Source organism: Herbaspirillum autotrophicum (genome assembly GCF_001189915.1).
Classification (GTDB): domain Bacteria; phylum Pseudomonadota; class Gammaproteobacteria; order Burkholderiales; family Burkholderiaceae_D; genus Herbaspirillum; species Herbaspirillum autotrophicum.
This window is the reverse complement of the sequence record NZ_LFLS01000008.1, coordinates 46229-60672: the sequence shown is the minus strand read 5'-3', so window position 1 is coordinate 60672 and position 14444 is coordinate 46229. Positions and strand designations below refer to the sequence as shown.

Sequence of the window (14444 nt, the reverse complement as noted above, 5' to 3'; positions counted from 1 at the left end):
GCCAACAGCCTTTTGTCAGGATTGGGGCAGATGTTGAGAAGCCGATCACAGCGCATCATGCGATGCCCGGTTATCGACGTCATCAAAGCCGCGAAACAATTGTTTCCTGAGGCCGGCCGGGTACATTGACGGATGCGGGTAAAGGCGTATATGTCCGCGACTGCACCGGGAGCGTCTAAGCAGGCCAGCACAGCGTAAAACAAGAGCCACCCATGTGCGACTGCGTATAAGTGGCGATTCCCTGATGGGCGTTGCAAATTGCTTTTACGACCGCCAGGCCCAATCCATTGCCTTTTTGATCGGGGCCGTCCGCTAACGGGCCTCTTTGAAATGCCTCAAAAATCAGGTGAGGATCGGCCATCCCGATACCGGGACCGCTATCTTCAACGCTGAGGTAGTGTGCACTGTCGTCGGAACGGGTTTTGATCATGATTGCGCCTGGCCGGGCATGCTGAAGCACGTTTTCCAGCAACGCAAGAAGTGCCTGGCGTATACGGATCGGGTCGCAGACTACCAATCGGATCTGCAAGTCAAGCGAAAGGCAGAAACCTTTTTCCATCAGTGCTGATTCGCAGGCTTTTACGACCGTCATTATTTCGCCCTGAAGATCGATCTCTCTCAGGTGCATTTGCAGGTGTCCGCTTTCGGCCAGGCCAACTACCCGCAGATCTTCAATCAGGCGCGCCAGTCCTTCAACCTGATGCAGCAAGCTGGCGAACAATGCAGGATCTGGTTGAAATATTCCTTCGGCCAGGCCTTGCAGGCGGCCGCGGAGAATCGTTACCGGTGTGCGCAGCTCATGTGCGATAGCGGCGTTCCAGAATATGCGTTCCTGTTCGATGCGTTCCAGCCTTTCCGCCATGGCGTTGAAGTCGCTGACCAACTGCGTCGCCTCACCGAGAGAATAGTCGTTCGTGTCTGCGCGTGCGGCCAGATTGCCTTGGGCCACCTGACGCAAACTTGTAGCCACTGAGTTCAACGGTGCAAGAATGCGTCTGGAAAGCCGGGCGGCGACCCACACGGCGATGCCGAGTCCGATCAGCGTTGTCACGACAATCCACATCCATTCTGCGGGGGATGGAAACCAGCTGTCCGGGGGGGAGAGGCTGGCCGGAAAGAACATCCATAGTGAAGCATAGAAAGCATACGAGCCCAGCAACACCATCATCATGATGGCGAGCACCATGACGGCGACCGAGGTCACGATTTGGCGACTCAGTCCTTTCAGGCGATGTGCATCCCGGTCTCCCACAGGCCGGTCTGGTTGTGTTCTTTTAAATGTGATCATGAAATCGATAGCCGACTCCGCGTGTGCTGACAGGTACCCCCACAATACCGAGATCCTCCAGCTTCTTGCGCAACTTGCTGACGTGGCTGTCGACTGTTCTTTCCAGTGTGTCGCCTTCCGGCAAGCATGTGGCCAGTAACTCGGTGCGGCTGAATACACGTCGGGGGGAACGTGCCAATTGGGCCAGCAGCCTGAATTCGGTCAGCGTCAGAGCAAGTGTATGCTGCATGTCATTGATCTCGACCACCGCTTCGTGAGAATCGAGGTCGATGATAAATGGCGCCACGCGCAAGATGCGGCGTTGCTCTTGCTCGCCCCGCATTTGCGCACGTCGCAGCACTGCCTGCACGCGTGCCACCACCTCGGCCGGATTGAAGGGTTTAACCACGTAATCGTCGGCGCCGATGCGCAACCCGGTGAGTTTGTCGATGTCTTGGTCCATGGCGGTCAACATGATGACCGGCGTGTTGCCGCGGTGACGGATCTCGGACAGTACCTGCCAGCCGTCCAGCAGTGGCATTTGTATGTCCAGCAGGATCAGGTCGGGCTTGAGTGTCAGATGCATTTCCAGCGCTTTGGCGCCGTTCGGCGCATGTACGCTGCGCATGCCGTTCCGGTCCAGGTACGCGATCAGAATGTCGGCGATTTCCGGTTCGTCCTCGGCAACGAGTATCAGCACATTCAGGCTATTGGAATTGTCCGCGTCTGTGGCCTTACCCGATGAGGCCAAATTCCCGGACATTCTGTCTCGCTCCATCAAAACTCCACAATTGCGCAACCCAATCCTCATCGTTTTCGCTCAGACTCCGCGTTTCTTTGCAATTGTACTGTCGGCCACCGCGAGAATCAAAGTGATATCGCCGTTGAGTATGATCAAAGCTGATTTCCGGAGTCACGCATGCCTCAGTTTTTTATCGAACGCCCGATCTTTGCCTGGGTGGTTGCATTATTCATCATACTTTTTGGCATGATTGCAATTCCGCAGTTGCCGATTGCGCGCTACCCGTCTGTGGCGCCGCCTGCAATATCGATTAGTGCCAGCTATCCCGGAGCCACACCACAGGCAATGAACGACGGCGTTATCGGTCTCATCGAACGTGAGCTGTCCGGCGTCAGGAACTTGCTCTATTTCGAGTCATCGGCCGACACTTCGGGCTCTGCGCAGATCAGCGTTACATTCAAACCTGGAACCGACCCGGAATTGGCCCAGGTGGATGTGCAAAACCGTCTCAAGGCGATTGAAGCGCGCTTGCCACAGGCGGTCAGACAAAACGGCGTGACGGTGGAATCAGCCGCTTCGGGGTTTTTATTGATGGTCAGCCTGACCTCCGGTGACGGTCTCTATGACGAAGTCACGCTGAGTAACTATATGGCGCGCAATATAGTCGAGGAACTGCGCCGTATCGACGGCGTCGGGCGAGTGCAATTATTCGGTTCAGAACAGGCGATGCGCATCTGGGTTGATCCGTTCAAGCTGAACGCCTATAACCTTTCGATGAGCGATATCAGCGCGGCAATCACCCGGCAAAATGTGCAGATTTCTCCGGGCCGGTTGGGAGATATGCCGGCGCTTTCCGGTCAGCAAATATCGGTGCCGCTGACCGTGCAAGGGCAACTGACGTCGCCGGAGCAGTTTTCCGCGATCGTACTCAAGGCCAGAGGGAATGGTGCGAAGGTGCTGCTGAGTGACGTCGCCCGCATCGAACTGGGCGCGCAGTCTTATGGATTCTCCAATCGTGAGGACGGCAAGCCCGCTGCAGTCGCAGCCGTACAGCTGGCGCCAGGCGCAAACGCAGTGCGTACGGCAGAGGCCATTCAGGCGCGCATGGCTGAATTACGCCCCGTGTTGCCTTCCGGCGTGAGCTACTCCTTGCCATACAACACGGCGCCGTTCGTCAAAATATCCATCCAGAAGGTGGTGCAGACACTGATCGAGGCCATGGTACTGGTGTTCATCGTGATGTACCTGTTTCTTCAGAACATGCGCTATACGCTCATTCCCGCCATCGTGGCACCGATTGCGCTGATGGGAACGCTGGCGGTCATGTTTGTGGTTGGCTTCTCGGTGAATGTGCTGACCATGTTTGGCATGGTATTGGCTATCGGCATCATTGTTGACGACGCCATCGTCGTCGTGGAGAACGTTGAGCGCATCATGGCAAGTGAGGGACTGGAGCCGCGCGAGGCAACCATCAAGGCCATGAAGGAGATCACGGGTGCCATCATCGGTATCACTCTGGTGCTGACGGCGGTATTCATTCCCATGGCGCTGGCCGGCGGATCGGTGGGCGTAATCTACAGGCAGTTCGCCTTGTCGATGGCTGTTTCCATCTTGTTCTCGGCCTTCCTGGCGCTGAGCTTGACGCCGGCTTTATGTGCCACGTTACTGAAGCCGATCAAGCGCGACCATCATCAGAAACGTGGATTTTTTGGCTGGTTCAATCGGCGCTTCGCAAGCCTGACACAGCGATACGAATCCCGTCTCATCGGATTGGTGGCGCGCAGCGGCCGCATGATGTTGATCTTTCTCGCGATCTCGGGGATCCTCTTTTTCTCTTTGCGCTCCTTGCCGTCCGCTTTCCTGCCGGAGGAAGATCAAGGGTATTTTATGACCTCATTCCAACTGCCGTCGGATGCGACAGCCGAGCGGACTTCAAAAATAGTCAAACAGTTTGAGCGCTATCTGGAGACGCGTACCGACATCAAATCCAACATGTCGGTACTCGGTTTCGGCTTCTCTGGTTCCGGGCCGAATGCGGCGATGGCTTTTACCGAACTCAAGGATTGGAACCAGAGGAAAGGTTCCAATGCAATGGAGGAGGTTATGCACGCACAAGCAGCCATGGAAAATAGTTCGGAGGGTCTGATCATGAGTCTGATGCCGCCTGCCATCGATGAGCTGGGCAACTCTTCCGGCTTTACCTTGCGGTTGCAGGACCGCGCCAATCAAGGCTACGCGGCACTGAAGGCGGCAGAAGCCAAGCTGCTGGAACTTGCGGCGCGCAGCAAATTGCTCAAAGGCGTCTACCCGGAAGGCTTGCCATCCGGCGCCAGCGTGCGTCTCGGCATTGACCGCCACAAGGCGGCAGCGCTCGGCGTTTCCTTCAGTAGCATTGGCGACACGCTCTCGGGGGCAATAGGGTCTTTGTATGTAAACGACTTTCCCAATGAAGGGCGCATGCAACAGGTCATTGTTCAGGCTGATGCAAGGTCACGCATGCAGATCGATGACATCCTGAAGCTATATGTCCGCAATGACAATGGCGGCATGGTGCCTTTGGCTGAGCTGGTCAAGCCGGTGTGGGAAAACACGCCGATACAAATGGTTCGCTACCAGGGATTCCCGGCGATACGAATTGCCGGCAATGCGGCCCCGGGTGTTTCCAGTGGTGAAGCAATGGCGGAGATGGAAAAATTGGCGCAGCAGTTGCCGCCGGGATTCTCCGTTGTCTGGACGGGGCAATCGCTGCAGGAGCGGATGTCGGCAGCGCAAGCGCCGATATTGATGGCGTTATCCATGCTGGTGGTGTTCCTGGTGCTGGCCGCCTTGTACGAGAGCTGGTCGATTCCCTTGTCGGTTATGCTTGTTGTTCCGCTTGGACTGATTGGTGCGGTTGCAGCAGTACTGATTCGGGGCATGCCCAATGATGTCTTTTTCAAAGTCGGACTGATCACGGTAATCGGTTTGTCGGCAAAGAACGCCATCCTGATCGTCGAATTTGCCAAGCAACTGCGGGATGGGGGAATGAGTCTGGTGCAGGCTGCAATCCAGGCATCGACGTTGCGCTTGCGTCCGATTCTGATGACGTCATTCGCCTTCGCGCTTGGGGTCGTGCCGTTGATGATCGCCGCGGGTGCCAGCTCGGAGACGCAACATGCGATTGGCACTGGCGTATTCGGTGGAATGGTGAGTGCCACCTTGTTGGCGATATTTTTTGTGCCGGTGTTTTTTGTGTTTGTACTCGGATGGAGCGAAAAACTGAGGGCGCGCGTGCAGAAATCCTGATCATTGTCTGCGCGTGCCGCTGCGCAGCAGGAGCGACGCCATTCCGATGTGGCCTTCACGGTTGCGCCGGCAGGCTTCGATGACACGGCATGTCGACAGTGGCCGCAAAGCTGTCGGCGACGTTGAACCGATTGCAATCAGCAGCGTGGACGAATGTTCTGAGCACATGGCGCCAACCACCGGGCCCGCTGCGTGCGGGCTCTTCTTTATGGTCTTGCGCGAACGGGCCGGCTTATTGCATGTAAGCGGGTTTGCGCTGGTCGTCAGCGGGGAGGGCCGGAATGATGTAGTCCACCAGCAGCATTTCGGCCTGGGAGGCGTGCAGCTTGGCGGCGGTGATGGCTTGTTTGTATTGCCGCAGATCAGCAATGGCGGGGCGGTCATCCTTGCCCTTTGCGGCGTTGGCAGCGGCGGTCATGATTTCGGCGAGTGCAGTGTTGGCTTTTTCATGCGCGGCCTTCAGTTCGACCAGGCTGCGCAACAATACTTCTTTCTTATCCATGGCAGTTTCCTTTAATGGTGAAAGCAGGGCTTGGACATCCACTGTAGGTCATGCCGGTAAAAATTCAAGATTTACTGCATCCATTGTCCGATCTTGTACGGCGCGTGATCATGACTGTCTGACAAGCTGTTGCCAGATACGTCGTGCCTCGCGGGCATCCTTTTCCGCTCCGCCGATGAGATAGCCGCGGGCAAAGCCGGCGCTGGGTGCGGTTTCCGGGGCGACTTCGGCCAGATGGCGCAGCAGTTCACCGGCGCACGCGACGTCATTGATCCGTCCCAGGATGTGCAGCAACTGGTTCAATGCTTCCGCTGAAGCACTTGTCGTCGGGGCTGACTGCCGCGACTGGAAAAATTCGCTGGCATAGCGCAGCTTCTTGGCCGCAATGCGCAGGTGATGATGCGCCGAAATATCTTGCATTGCGAGATTCTTGCCGCGCTGTTTCAGTTTTTTGCGGTAGTGGACCAGTATCTGCGAGGAAAATTTCTTCATCGGGACAGAAGGTATTTTCTGCTGCTCCGTCGGCGATGACTGCGCCACATCCAGCCCTTGCAACCAGCCGCCAAGCCGGAGCAGCAGTTGTGAATAGCGCGCTGAACTGATGGTGATTGCGGCGCTGTGGCGCTGGCGGTCGGCCACGGTGATTGCTGCTGACTGCAATGTTTGCAGTTCCGTTTCTGCCGGCATCTCTTGTGCCATGCCAGGCAGTATGTCGAAGGCCAGCACGTCCCAGTTTCTTGCCATCCCCAACCGCGCCGCAAGCCATTCAAGACTCTCCGCAATCTCTGGATTGCATGGCGCAATATCGTGCAGCAACTCCAGCGCCAGCCGCAAGCGGCGCAGTCCGATACGCATTTGGTGAATGTACTCCGGGTCACGGCCTTGCAGAACGCCGGCCTCGTTATCCTGGATCTGGGCCAGACAATTGCCGATGATAATCCGCATGCCATCTTCTGCGGTGCAATTGGCGGGCAGCACTATCGCCGTGGTTTTGACCGGGGTCAGTGCGCGCGGTGCCAGCAGATCGAAACCACGGTCCGATTTGCTGGTCGTGCTGACGCGCAGCGCTATCGTGTCGTGCAGGTTCAGCGCCAGTTCGAATAATGCGCCTGGCTGCCCGGATTTGAGTTCGAGTTCGATTTCACTGATCTCGTGTTTGTCTGTGCCGCATTCCACCTGGCCCTGATCCAGCGCGAATTCGATCTGGTCGCCGCGGGCGGTGTCGAGTTGCCAGATGGTGCGTCGGATTTTGGTACTGAAGATCGGCGTCAGGTTCTCGGCGAGTCCGGCAGCACTTAACATCCGCACCACTTTTTTGCGCATTGCGGGCATTGCACGCAACAGGGACAAGTCCGGCTCGGCCGTACTGACCGGGCATTCCCATTCAGCGCGCTGGTACAGGCCGGCGCTTGCGATGCCATCGTGCTTGAGAGTCTGGATTCGCTGTTGGCCTTTCTGCCGCACCCGCAAGACGTAACCATGCTGCTTCAGATACAGGTCCGGGGTGTCGTAGTAGGTGCTGACCAGCGATTGCGCCGGCTCGCGCCTCACCGCCAGTTTCGCCAGCAGCGGATGCCGGCGCAAGGCCGCGACATCGGCGGCGGCCAGCAACAGCTTCAGTTCTGTTTCCATGATGGTCCTTTGGTGCAAGGTAAGGCAGTGATGCATATTGAAATCAGGCTGCGACAATGGCTGTTGCCGTGCGGCATTGCGCGTGCTTGCGATGCCGCCGGTCAAGCGATACCGCCTGCCCGCATCAGACGACGCACGGCGCAACAGGTTTGACGCCGTAGTTCATGATACTGCGTCGCCGCTATCTTAAATAGCTGACAGCGTAAATCCCGCCTGCCTGCCGACATGCAGGCAAGCACTGACAGCCGGATCCGACAAGGGTGTGTTGGTCTCGGCCAAGGCCGTGATGCCATCCGGAAATTCAAGGTATCCGGGATGTTGTCATTGTGCAGATCAAGAAACTTTCCCGGGTGCGCACCGGTCGTACGGCATACAATCGAGCTGGCAGTCAGCGGTGATTGCAGATGGCACCGGGGTTCTGCATCTCGAACCGACAACATTAACAAGAATGGATCTCGCATGCTGGGTTTTGATTCACGGACGGCAAAAGTGGTATGGACAGCAGCATTGATGATGCTGCTTTTTTACGCGGTATATCTGTCGGCGACTACCATCATCGTGGTGATCTTCGCGGTGTTCTTCAGCTACGTGCTGTTTCCGCTGGTGGAATTGACGCAGCGCTGGTTGCCCAAGCGGGTGCCGCGGACGGTGTCGATCAGTCTGGTATTTCTGGTCGTGCTCGGTCTGGCCGGCACTGCGGTTGCCTTGTTCGGTTCGCAAATCGAATCGGAGGCGGTGGCGCTGAGTCAGAAATTGCCGACCCAGCTCAATGCCGAAGATGTGTCCAACAAGATTCCGTTGCCCGGATTTATCGAACCGATGCGCGAACGCATCATGTCGTTTGTACGAACCCAGATTGCGGCCGGCACCGATCAGGCGGTGCCGTTGGCGAAGCAGTTTGGTGAAGGCCTGATGCACGCCGCCGGCAATCTGATTTATGTCGTATTGATCCCGGTACTGAGCTTTTTGCTGATCAAGCAGGCGCCCGAAATGCGGCGCGAGTTTTTGTCCGGCATGGCCAGCACCAACAAAACCTTGTGGCGCGGCATCATCGATGATCTCGATGTCCTGCTCTCCAAATATGTCCGGGCCTTGTTGCTGTTGTCACTGGCCACGCTGGTAGCCTACAGCATTGCCTTTTCATTGCTGGACGTGCCGTATGCGCTGCTGCTGGCGGGGATTTCCGCGCTGCTGGAATTCATTCCATTCGCCGGACCACTGGGGGCGATTGTCATCACGCTGGCGATTGCCCTGCTGAGCGGGCATGAACACATGCTGTGGCTGGCCGGATTTTTCCTGGCCTATCGTCTGTTCCAGGATTACGTGATCAATCCGATGCTGATGAGCGAGGGCGTCGAAGTCAGCCCGCTGCTGGTGATCATCGGTTTGCTGGCCGGCGATCAGTTGGGCGGCGTGGTGGGTATTTTCCTGTCGGTACCGGTAATGGCGGCGGCCAAGATCGTGGCGGTTCGCATCATGGCGGCACGGGCCAAAGCCAAGGCTGCGGCACTCGCCAATCCACCTGCTGTCCCGGTGACGGTAACAGTCACCGCACCCGATGCGACGTCCCCGCCGGCGCCGGTCGCCGACACGCCAGCGCGCTTGCCATGACATGACGCAGCGGCATCGGATGTGAAGGAGAAGGGCTGCCGCGATGCAGCCCTTTTTATGCATGCCTCCGCCTCGCGTTCTTCCTGCCGTAACGACTTCACCAAAACATAACAAGCTCTTCACGAATCACGAATAGTCGCCGTGAGCATGCTTTGGCATACTCCGAAGCAGCGCTGATCATGCAGTCCGGCTCGCTGTGAATTGTTTGCAGCGGTCAGGATGGCGGACGCGAAAAAAATAATCCGGAGACATTTCCTCATGCCCATCGCAAGCAGCATACCTGCCGGCCAGGCCGCCAGCGCCGTGCCCGCGTCATCGCTCAATGAAGCCTATCGCAGGACCGCATGGAAAATCATGCCTTTGCTGTTCCTGTGTTACGTGATTGCTTATCTGGACCGCGTCAACGTCGGTTTCGCCAAGCTGCAGATGCTGACGGATTTGAAATTTAACGATGCCGTCTATGGTCTCGGCGCCGGGATTTTCTTTGTCGGTTATCTGATCTTTGAAATCCCGAGCAACCTCGCCTTGCATCGCTTCGGCGCACGTCGCTGGATTGCGCGCATCATGATCACCTGGGGCATCTTGTCGGCGCTGATGATGTTTGTTTCTTCGCCCACTTCGTTCTACATCCTGCGCTTCTTTCTCGGGGTAGCGGAAGCCGGCTTCTTTCCCGGCATCATTCTGTATCTGACGTACTGGTTTCCGGTCGAACGACGGGTGCGCATGATGGCCTTGTTCATCACCGCCAATCCGGTATCGAGCCTGATCGGTGCGCCATTGTCGGGCGGCATCATGCAAAGCATGAATGGTTTCGCCGGTCTCACCGGCTGGCAATGGCTGTTCGTGATCGAAGCGATTCCGGCCGTGATCGCCGGCGTCTTCGTACTGTTTTATTTGCGTGACCGCATCGCCGATGCCGATTGGCTCACGGATGCTGAAAAGCGCCAGATGCAGGCGGCGATTGATAACGAAGCGAGCAAGAAAACCACCCACACCTTGCGCGATGGCTTCATCAGCAAGGCGGTATGGCATCTGGGCGCGGTATATTTCTGCATCGTCATGGGGCAATATGTGGTGGGCTTCTGGATGCCGACCATCATCAAGGCCACCGGTGTTTCGCAACCGCTGATGATCGGATTGCTGACGGCGATTCCGTTTGGTGCCGCAGTAGTGGTGATGAACCTGTTCAGCCGCAGCGCCGACCGCTCCCGCGAATATCGCTGGCATCTGGCGATCGCTTCCTTCATCGGTGCTTGCGGCGTGTTCTTCGGTACATACTTCGGTGGCAACACGATACTGGCCATGATCGGTCTGACCGTGGGCACCGCCTTCATGATCAGCGCCTTGCCGGTATTCTGGGGTTTGCCCACGGCGCTGCTGGGCGGCACCGCTGCGGTGGCCGGCATCGCGGTCATCAACTCCATGGGCAACGTGGCCGGATTCCTGAGTACCATGCTGGTGGGCTGGATCAGCGCCGTCACCGGCAGCACGGTGTACAGCATGTATGCGCTGGCGGGCGTGCTGGTATTGGGTTCGATACTGGTATTGCTGGTGCCGAAGCCACAGAATCTCTGATGCAATTGGCTGCCGGTGCCGGGTTATTCCTGACCGGTGCCGCTGTTCTCGGCCATTCTTGATTCCCACAGACGCTGGACCAGCCTGGCGGTATTGGCGATGTGTTCACTCAACAAGCGCGTAGCGGTCGCGACATCGCGCTTCAGGCAGGCTTCCATGATGGCGCGGTGTTGCAGGTCAACATCGACTGCCAGTTGCACATCCGATGGCGAATGAAACAAGCGCACCAGCCGGTAGCGTTCGGTATGGGTGCTGAGTTGCGCATAGAATTTGTGCAGCCACGGCGAATCGCACGCCGACAGCAACGCCTGATGAAATGCGCGGTGCCGGTGTTCCCACAACTGGATCGCGTCCTGTTCTTTCATGTCGGTCGGCAGCGGCGTCTTTGACAGCGCGTGATGGGCTGCCACGACACGGCCTTCCCAGTCGGCATCGCCGGCATTGATGGATGCTTCCAGCATCAGTGCTTCAATCCGCTGCCGGGTATTGGCGATATCGATCAGCTCCGCCACGGAGATGGATGCGACCCGGAATCCCTTCTGGCCTTCACCTTCGACCAAACCTTCCGAGGCCAGCAAGATCAGCGCTTCGCGGATCGGGCTCATGCCTTGCTCATACCGTTTCTGCAAGTCGCGCAAGATCAGCTTTTGACCCGGCGCGATACTGCCGTTCAGCACATCGGCGCGGATCAGTCGATAGACGCGCTGCGATAAGGTTTTGTCGGCAGCGTCCATGCGTTCAGAGAGGGGTGCCTTGTGGGCAGTGGTGTTCATGTGTATTTCAGGTGTCCGAAAGAGTGCATTTTATAACATTTAAAAATATGCACCAAAAACAAACAAAATCTAAATTAATAATTAATTTATAAATTATTGTTTACTTTCGAAATTTCAATGCATAGAATCGCTGCACGGCAATCGGATATGGTTCGGAATCAATATGGGGGCGGGGCGCGGAAATCAGCATGGTCCCTTATGTATTTCCGGGCCTGCCAGCCGTCTGTCAGGCAGACGTCGGGATAGTGGTGATGGGAGAGTGCGGTGCGCATCTACGCGCAGTATTTCCTTCGCGAATTTTTATCGGTGATGTCGGAATTCCAGTAGCAGCAGGTGTGGTTGGCGTCGTTCCATCTTGAGCGGCGGCGGATATCACCGGCTGACTACCGAACATTGGTTATTCGTGCAAACGTATCTGAAATACGAGGGAAAATAATGTCTTCAACCGAAAAGGAGATTGTGCGCAAAGTCACCCTGCGCATCGTCCCGTTGCTGTTTTTACTCTGGCTGGTCAATTTTCTGGACCGGGTCAATATCAGTTTCGCCGCGCTGCAAATGAACGAGGAATTGCATTTCACGCCTGCCGTGTTCGGCTTTGGCGCGGGGATCTTTTTTCTTGGTTATATCCTGTTTGAAATCCCCAGCAATCTGATGCTGTACAAGTTCGGCGCGCGTCGCTGGCTGACGCGCATCATCGTTTCCTGGGGACTGGTGTCGATGGCGCAGGCCTGGATTGTCGGCGAGCATTCGCTGTATGCCTTGCGCTTCCTGCTGGGCGTGGCCGAGGCCGGTTATCTGCCGGGCATGTTGTATTACCTGACGTTGTGGGTGCCGTCGGAACACCGGGCCAAGGTGATCGCCCAGATCATGTCGGCCAATACGGTCGCGGTGATCATCGGCGCGCCACTGTCGGGACTGATCCTGCAAATGGACAGCGCACTGGGCGTGAGCGGCTGGCAATGGGTGTTCATCATCGAAGGCGGCATCGCGGTATTGCTGGGCATCTTCACGTTCTTCTATCTGACGGACAAGCCCGGGCAAGCAAGCTGGTTGTCGCTGCAAGAACGTACCTGGCTGACCAATAAGCTGGCCAACGACAAGGTGGCTGCGGGCCATGCCGGTATCTCGGATGTGCGGGCGGCATTCCGCGCGCCGATTGTCTGGATGCTCGGCGTGCTGTACTTTTTCGTCGGTCTCGGCTTTTTCGGATTGACCATCTGGCTGCCGCAAATCGTCAAACAGATTTCGGGCTATTCCATCCTGACCGTCAGCATGATCAGTGCGGTGCCGTTCATCGTCGGTGCGCTGTCGATGATTCTCAACGGCAAACACTCGGACCGCAGCGGCGAACGGCGCTGGCATCTGACCTTCGCTTTGCTGATCGGGGCGCTGGGCTTGCTGGTCAGTGCGATGGCGACATCACCGCTGATTGCGTTCATCGCCGTCTGTTTTTCGATGGCTGGAATTTCCGGCGCGCTCGGCGTGTTCTGGTCGGTTCCTTCCGCGTTTCTGACCGGACAGGCTGCGGCCGGCGGCCTGGCGCTGATCAATACGATCAGCGGCTTGTCGGGATTTCTGGGGCCCTATGTAATCGGTTTCATTCGCGGCCTGTCTCCCGACTTTTCGTACTCGCTGTATGGCATGGCGGCCAGCTTGCTGGTGGCGACCTTGCTGGCGGCAACCTTGCCGTTCAACGCCCGACGCTAAAACTCAACGCTAAAACTCAACGCCGACTGATGGTCATCCGGGGCGCACGCCGCCTCGTTCTCCAGACACGTCCCGCGTCTTGTCGCTTAACGAATATTTAACGCATTTCGAAGAGAGCAATCATGAAAAAATTCTCTGCATTGTTTATCCTGATCGCCGCCGCGATTGCTGCACCGGCATTTGCGCAGTCGTCAGTCACCATGTACGGCATCATTTCCACCGGTATGTTTTATACCGACAATCAAAAGGGCCTGAGCAATTACGGCTTGTTGAACGGACCGCAGCAACCACCGCGCATCGGCTTTATCGGACAGGAAGATCTGGGCGGCGGCCGCAAGGCATTTTTCACGCTGGAAAACGGCTTCAGCATCACCACCGGTGCCGCCGGGCAAGGCGGTCGTCTGTTTGGCCGGCAGTCGTTCGTGGGCTTGTCCGATGCCGCGCTGGGTTCGCTCAGTTTCGGGCGTCAGATCGACAGCATGGCGCAAACACTGGCGCCCTTCGAGTCGGCGGTACAGTTCGCCACTTATGCGCCGCCGATAGGGGATGCCGATAATGTGTTCGCGACCTTCCGCGTCAGCAATTCGGTGCAATACAAGTCTCCCGTTTTCGACGGTGTGCAGATCATCAGCGACTATGGATTTTCCGAAGCTGCCGGCAGCGTCAACAACAACAGCAGTTTCAGCATTGGCACCTCGTACGGCAACGGCCCGTACAAACTGGGCGCCGCTTATCATCAGTTGCGGGCGCCGGGTTCCTCCAGCAACCTCAACGGCGCGGTCGGCAATTTCGATTATGGTTTCACTTCGCCATTCATCACCAGCGCTGCCGGCGCCGCAGTCGACAAACAACAGATGTTTGGTGCCGGCGGCTCTTACAAGTTTGGCGACAATCAACTGTCGCTGTTGCTCACCAATGTCAAATTCAATTATCTCGATGCCTCGAGTCTGACGCTCACCAATTATCAATTCACCGGCACCCGCTATCTGACGCCGCAACTGATGCTCGGTGCGTCCTACATCTTTACCGATGGCAAGGCGACGCTGGCCGACGCCAAACCGAAGTGGCATCAGATCAGTCTGGGACTGGATTATTTCCTCACCAAGCGCACCGATCTGTTCCTGGTCGGGATTTATCAGCGTGCCGCCGGGGATGCCAAATTCGCGCAGATCTATTACATGTCGCCGTCCGCTTCACGTGAACAGACTTCCGTGTCATTCGGCATGCGGCACAAGTTTTGAGCCGCAGTTAAGAACGCTTCAGGTGGTGAATCAAGCAAGGTCAGGGGACTACGTTGAATTCGCTGCCTGAGTTCAAACATTCAAGAATTCACGTAGTGGTGAATTCATC

Annotated in this window: 10 protein-coding genes; 5 read left to right on the top strand and 5 right to left on the bottom strand. The window is 56.9% G+C overall.

Translation table 11 applies throughout. The features are described 5' to 3' along the window. Positions 1-175 precede the first annotated feature (175 nt). On the bottom strand, positions 176-1288 hold the full coding sequence (locus tag AKL27_RS08415) for an ATP-binding protein (RefSeq protein ID WP_050462365.1): 1113 nt from the start codon (positions 1286-1288) through the stop codon (positions 176-178). Then, positions 1275-2030: a response regulator gene (locus AKL27_RS08410; protein ID WP_408609761.1), complete on the bottom strand. Its 756-nt coding sequence runs from the start codon at positions 2028-2030 to the stop codon at positions 1275-1277. Before AKL27_RS08410 ends, AKL27_RS08415 begins: the two co-directional genes overlap by 14 nt. A 156-nt stretch (positions 2031-2186) precedes the next feature. On the opposite strand from AKL27_RS08410, the gene AKL27_RS08405 reads away from it, so the two are divergent. Then, positions 2187-5294, top strand: coding sequence for an efflux RND transporter permease subunit (locus AKL27_RS08405; RefSeq protein ID WP_050462363.1), 3108 nt, complete (start codon positions 2187-2189; stop codon positions 5292-5294). 232 nt (positions 5295-5526) lie between these two features. Here AKL27_RS08405 and AKL27_RS08400 read toward each other — a convergent pair whose 3' ends face one another. Continuing rightward, entirely contained in the window at positions 5527-5796 is a 270-nt protein-coding gene (locus tag AKL27_RS08400; RefSeq protein ID WP_050462362.1) for a hypothetical protein, read from the bottom strand. A 108-nt stretch (positions 5797-5904) separates the two neighbouring features. Next, positions 5905-7428, bottom strand: a complete 1524-nt coding sequence (locus AKL27_RS08395; RefSeq protein WP_198155915.1) for a CYTH and CHAD domain-containing protein — start codon at positions 7426-7428, stop codon at positions 5905-5907. Positions 7429-7938: 510 nt separating this feature from the next. On the opposite strand from AKL27_RS08395, the gene AKL27_RS08390 reads away from it, so the two are divergent. Together AKL27_RS08390 and AKL27_RS08385 are read left to right on the top strand one after the other, a co-directional pair. After that, positions 7939-9039 (top strand): AI-2E family transporter, encoded by a 1101-nt coding sequence (locus tag AKL27_RS08390; RefSeq protein ID WP_332308336.1) that lies wholly within the window; start codon positions 7939-7941, stop codon positions 9037-9039. Between the two features lie 258 nt (positions 9040-9297). Continuing rightward, on the top strand, positions 9298-10614 hold the full coding sequence (locus AKL27_RS08385; protein WP_050462359.1) for an MFS transporter: 1317 nt from the start codon (positions 9298-9300) through the stop codon (positions 10612-10614). Positions 10615-10637: 23 nt separating this feature from the next. Here the strand turns inward: AKL27_RS08385 and AKL27_RS08380 are convergent, their stop codons facing one another. Then, a complete protein-coding gene (locus AKL27_RS08380; RefSeq protein ID WP_083438937.1) occupies positions 10638-11387 on the bottom strand; it encodes a GntR family transcriptional regulator in 750 nt (249 codons plus the stop codon). A gap of 435 nt (positions 11388-11822) precedes the next feature. On the opposite strand from AKL27_RS08380, the gene AKL27_RS08375 reads away from it, so the two are divergent. After that, positions 11823-13094 (top strand): MFS transporter, encoded by a 1272-nt coding sequence (locus AKL27_RS08375; RefSeq protein WP_050462357.1) that lies wholly within the window; start codon positions 11823-11825, stop codon positions 13092-13094. 122 nt (positions 13095-13216) lie between these two features. Further along, positions 13217-14335, top strand: a complete 1119-nt coding sequence (locus AKL27_RS08370; protein WP_050462356.1) for a porin — start codon at positions 13217-13219, stop codon at positions 14333-14335. Positions 14336-14444 lie beyond the last annotated feature (109 nt).

What these genes read in the sequence shown, in the direction of transcription:
- AKL27_RS08415 (WP_050462365.1), bottom strand. Translation starts at nt 1,288, where the DNA reads ATGATCACATTTAAAAGAACACAACCAGACCGGCCTGTGGGAGACCGG.
- AKL27_RS08410 (WP_408609761.1), bottom strand. Translation starts at nt 2,030, where the DNA reads ATGTCCGGGAATTTGGCCTCATCGGGTAAGGCCACAGACGCGGACAAT.
- AKL27_RS08405 (WP_050462363.1), top strand. Translation starts at nt 2,187, where the DNA reads ATGCCTCAGTTTTTTATCGAACGCCCGATCTTTGCCTGGGTGGTTGCA.
- AKL27_RS08400 (WP_050462362.1), bottom strand. Translation starts at nt 5,796, where the DNA reads ATGGATAAGAAAGAAGTATTGTTGCGCAGCCTGGTCGAACTGAAGGCC.
- AKL27_RS08395 (WP_198155915.1), bottom strand. Translation starts at nt 7,428, where the DNA reads ATGGAAACAGAACTGAAGCTGTTGCTGGCCGCCGCCGATGTCGCGGCC.
- AKL27_RS08390 (WP_332308336.1), top strand. Translation starts at nt 7,939, where the DNA reads ATGATGCTGCTTTTTTACGCGGTATATCTGTCGGCGACTACCATCATC.
- AKL27_RS08385 (WP_050462359.1), top strand. Translation starts at nt 9,298, where the DNA reads ATGCCCATCGCAAGCAGCATACCTGCCGGCCAGGCCGCCAGCGCCGTG.
- AKL27_RS08380 (WP_083438937.1), bottom strand. Translation starts at nt 11,387, where the DNA reads ATGAACACCACTGCCCACAAGGCACCCCTCTCTGAACGCATGGACGCT.
- AKL27_RS08375 (WP_050462357.1), top strand. Translation starts at nt 11,823, where the DNA reads ATGTCTTCAACCGAAAAGGAGATTGTGCGCAAAGTCACCCTGCGCATC.
- AKL27_RS08370 (WP_050462356.1), top strand. Translation starts at nt 13,217, where the DNA reads ATGAAAAAATTCTCTGCATTGTTTATCCTGATCGCCGCCGCGATTGCT.